Here is a 325-nt window from a genome sequence, read left to right as displayed (position 1 = left end):
AGTCCTACCTGCGCCTAAGATGCGTCGCATAGGTTTTCCTTGGAGTGAGCAGCTTATTAAAAGAACCCTTACCTCGACTGCTGGCACTGTTATGACGGCGCAAAAAGCCATTGAAGAGGGTGTAGCGATACACCTTAGTGGTGGCTACCACCACGCGCATGCAAATTATGGTAGTGGGTTTTGCCTGTTCAATGACTTAGTAGTTGTAGTCAATGAAGCACTAAAGCATCCAGACGTCGACTCAGTCATGATCATAGATAGCGATGTGCATCATGGCGATGGTACCGCCACCTTGTGTGCTGATAACCCAGATATTACGACAGTC

At 48.0% G+C, this 325-nt stretch carries 1 pseudogene; it reads left to right on the top strand.

The window, feature by feature from the left end:
• A pseudogene (locus AB4585_RS22885) lies at window positions 1-325 on the top strand (histone deacetylase); the annotation flags it as partial.

The sequence above is a fragment of the Vibrio sp. 10N.222.49.C9 genome (assembly GCF_041474985.1).
GTDB lineage: Bacteria > Pseudomonadota > Gammaproteobacteria > Enterobacterales > Vibrionaceae > Vibrio > Vibrio crassostreae_C.
The sequence above is the reverse complement of the archived record's forward strand: the minus strand, read 5'-3'. Positions and strand labels throughout refer to the sequence as shown.